Annotated in this window: 3 protein-coding genes; all 3 read right to left on the reverse strand. The window is 64.9% G+C overall.

The window, feature by feature from the left end; all coding sequences use genetic code 11:
- Positions 1-132 precede the first annotated feature (132 nt).
- Positions 133-648 (reverse strand): amino-acid N-acetyltransferase, encoded by a 516-nt coding sequence (locus SFU54_RS08360; RefSeq protein WP_319015822.1) that lies wholly within the window; start codon positions 646-648, stop codon positions 133-135.
- A 26-nt stretch (positions 649-674) separates the two neighbouring features.
- On the reverse strand, positions 675-1541 hold the full coding sequence (locus SFU54_RS08365; RefSeq protein ID WP_319015823.1) for a hypothetical protein: 867 nt from the start codon (positions 1539-1541) through the stop codon (positions 675-677).
- Between the two features lie 99 nt (positions 1542-1640).
- The coding region (locus tag SFU54_RS08370) for an ATP-dependent Clp protease ATP-binding subunit (RefSeq protein WP_319015824.1) at positions 1641-3255 on the reverse strand (1615 nt) is incomplete at its 5' end.

Consider the following 3255-nt stretch of genomic DNA (forward strand, 5'->3'; position numbering starts at 1 on the left):
CGCCGCCTCCAATAGACCTGCGGCGGCAGCGGCCCGACGGGATTACGGATCGTCGACATGTCGCCAGGGTAGGCCCGGTGAGGGGCGGCGGGCGGATGCTGGCCCGGCGTGTGCCCGAACCCTCAGCTACCTCTACAAAACCTTGAGCATGCGCGTATTGCCCAGAGTGTTCGGCTTCACGCGCGACAGGTCGAGAAACTCAGCGACACCCTCATCGGGCGAACGCACGAGCTCGGCATAGACCTCGGGGTCGATGAGCAGTTGTTCCCCGATGGGCGCAAAGCCATGACGGCCGAAGAAATCGACTTCGAACGTGAGACAGAACAAGCGCTGCAGGCCCAGTTCGCGCGCGTCTTCTTCGAGGCTCGAGAGCAGCGCGTGACCAACGCCGCGGCCGCGCCACGCATCGCTCGCCGCGAGCGTGCGGATCTCACCGAGGTCTTCCCAGATCACATGCACCGCGCCGCAGCCAATGACCTCACCCGTGGCGTCGTCAACGGCCACGCGAAACTCTTGCAACGACTCGAAGAACACGACGAGCTCTTTGCCGAGCAGAATGCCCTGCTGCACGAGCGGCTCGACGAGCTGCTTGATCGCGCGCACATCGGCCGTGCGCGCGCGCCGCACGCTAAACCCGTTGCTCGTCACGCTTCCAGCCTAGAGCCGGCGCATCATCAGAGACCGCCGAAGAATGCGCCAAGGCCGTCGAGAACGTCGGCCGCTCCGGCGGCGAAATCAACATCGACCTCGGGGAACTCAGGGAGCGCGGAAAGATCGAGACCTTCGATCGGCAGATCGGCACTCGTCGTGACAACCTCCCACACGGCAGCGTCAACCCACGCAAGACTGTCGATGTTTACAGGCTCTCTGCCCGTTCGCTCGACGGCGTAGTCGGCTGCAATGCGAGCAGCCCACTGCTTCTCGAGCCCGAAGAGCACCGCATAGCCGAGCAGCTTTTCGTGGATGACCAGTGTCGATTCACCACTCGCGTCACGACGCTCAATCGCGGAGTCGGGCCCGAGGAGAACTTGCATGCGATCGGCTTCGGCGAGCGCGATGTACTGGCGCAGCCCTTCGAGGTGCGCGAGCGCCGACTCGGCCTCATCGGTCGGAGCGACCGGCCGGGGATCCCACAACCGCGCGAGGCGAGAGGCGAACGAGCGCTCGGCAACCAGGCCTCGCTCGATGAGTGAGGCAGCCATGCCGCGATGCGCATTCGCAAGCCGTCGACTCACTCCTTCGTTGCGATGCCGCGTCAGCGTGACGGAAGCCCCGGTCATTGCCCGGTCGCCGAACAGAGCAGCGAGAATCGACTCCTCAGCCAGCGACGAGACCCCTCGAGAGGTTCGAACGACGCGAAAGCTGCGCCGCTTCGGACCGGGTGCCATCACGACGATGCGGCGAGCGGCAAAGTCGATCAGCTGCGCCACGACCGCACGTGAGTTCTGCTGCAGCAATTCAGCCGCTTCGACCACCGAGAGACCCTTCGGCGGGCGGTACTGCACGACGATCGGGTGCGGGTTGCTGAACAATCGCATCACCTTGCCAGCCTACGGCGCACACGCCGAAGCGCCCCGGCCGTGTGACGGGCCGGGGCGCTGACGGGGTGCGGGCATCCGTCGACGGATGCTCGCCGCGCGTTACTCGACGGGCGGCAGTTCGGCCGACGCTCCCGCGCCGGCCTCGACGGCCGCCAGCTCTTTGCGCGTCGTGGCGAAGGTGAACGCACCGTCAACGAAGTCGACCGCGATGTGGTCGCCCGCGTTGAGCTCACCGTGCAAGATGCGCTCGCTCAAGGCGTCTTCGATCTCGTGCTGCACTGCGCGTCGCAATGGGCGCGCACCGAGCGTGGGATCCCATCCGACCTTGATCAGCTGTGCCTTGGCGGCGTCGCTCACCTCGATCGTCATGTCGCGGTCGAGCAGACGCTCGCGCAGTCGCTTCACGAAGAGGTCAACGATCTGCAGCAGCTCGTCTTGGTTGAGCTGCGGGAAGACGATCGTCTCGTCAACACGGTTCAAGAACTCGGGCTTGAAGTGCTTCTTGAGCTCTTCGACGACCTTCGCGCGCATGGCCGAGTATGACGCCGCGGCGTTGCCCTCGAGCGTGAAGCCCACGGGGCCACCAGTGATGTCTTTCGTGCCGAGGTTGGTTGTCATGATGATGACGGTGTTCTTGAAGTCGACGACGCGACCCTGACCGTCGGTCAAGCGGCCCTCTTCGAGCACCTGCAACAGCGAGTTGAAGATGTCGGGGTGTGCCTTCTCGATCTCGTCGAAGAGCACGACGCTAAACGGCTTGCGACGCACCTTCTCGGTGAGCTGGCCGCCCTCTTCGAATCCAACGAATCCGGGAGGGGCACCGAACAGGCGCGAGACGGTGTGCTTCTCGCCGTATTCCGACATGTCGAGCGCGATGAGCGCGCCCTCGTCGTCGAAGAGGAACTCGGCGAGCGCCTTGGCGAGCTCGGTCTTTCCGACACCCGTGGGGCCGGCGAAGATGAACGAGCCCGAGGGGCGCTTCGGGTCTTTCAGGCCCGCGCGCGTGCGGCGGATCGTCTTGGCCAGAACCGAGATCGCTTCTTCTTGGCCGATGACCCGCTGGTGCAGGGCCTTTTCCATGAAGATGAGGCGGCTCGACTCCTCCTCCGTCAGCTTGAAGACGGGGATGCCCGTGGCCTGCGCCAGCACCTCGGCAATCACGCCCTCGTCGACGGTGCCGCTCGCCGCGACCTCACCGGCGCGCCACTGCTTCTCGAGGCGAAGACGCTCACCGAGCAACTTCTTCTCGTCGTCGCGCAAGCTCGCGGCCTTCTCGAAGTCTTGGTTCTCGATCGCCAGTTCTTTCTCGGTGCGCACGCCAGCGATCTTCTCGTCGAACTCGCGCAGCTCGGGCGGCGCCGAGAGGATCGACAGGCGCAGGCGGGCGCCGGCCTCGTCGATCAAGTCGATGGCCTTGTCAGGCAAGAAGCGGTCTTGCACGTAGCGGTCGGCCAAGTTCACCGCGGCGACGATTGCGCCATCGGTGATCGAGACCTTGTGGAACGCCTCGTACTTGTCGCGAAGCCCCTTCAAGATGTTGATCGCGTGCGGCAACGAGGGCTCGTTGACCTGCACGGGCTGGAAGCGACGCTCGAGCGCAGCATCCTTCTCAAAGTGCTTGCGGTACTCGTCGAGCGTGGTGGCTCCGATGGTCTGCAGTTCGCCACGCGCCAACAGCGGCTTCAGGATGCTCGCCGCATCGATCGCACCCTCG

This window comes from Microcella sp., assembly GCF_033763155.1.
GTDB lineage: Bacteria > Actinomycetota > Actinomycetes > Actinomycetales > Microbacteriaceae > Microcella.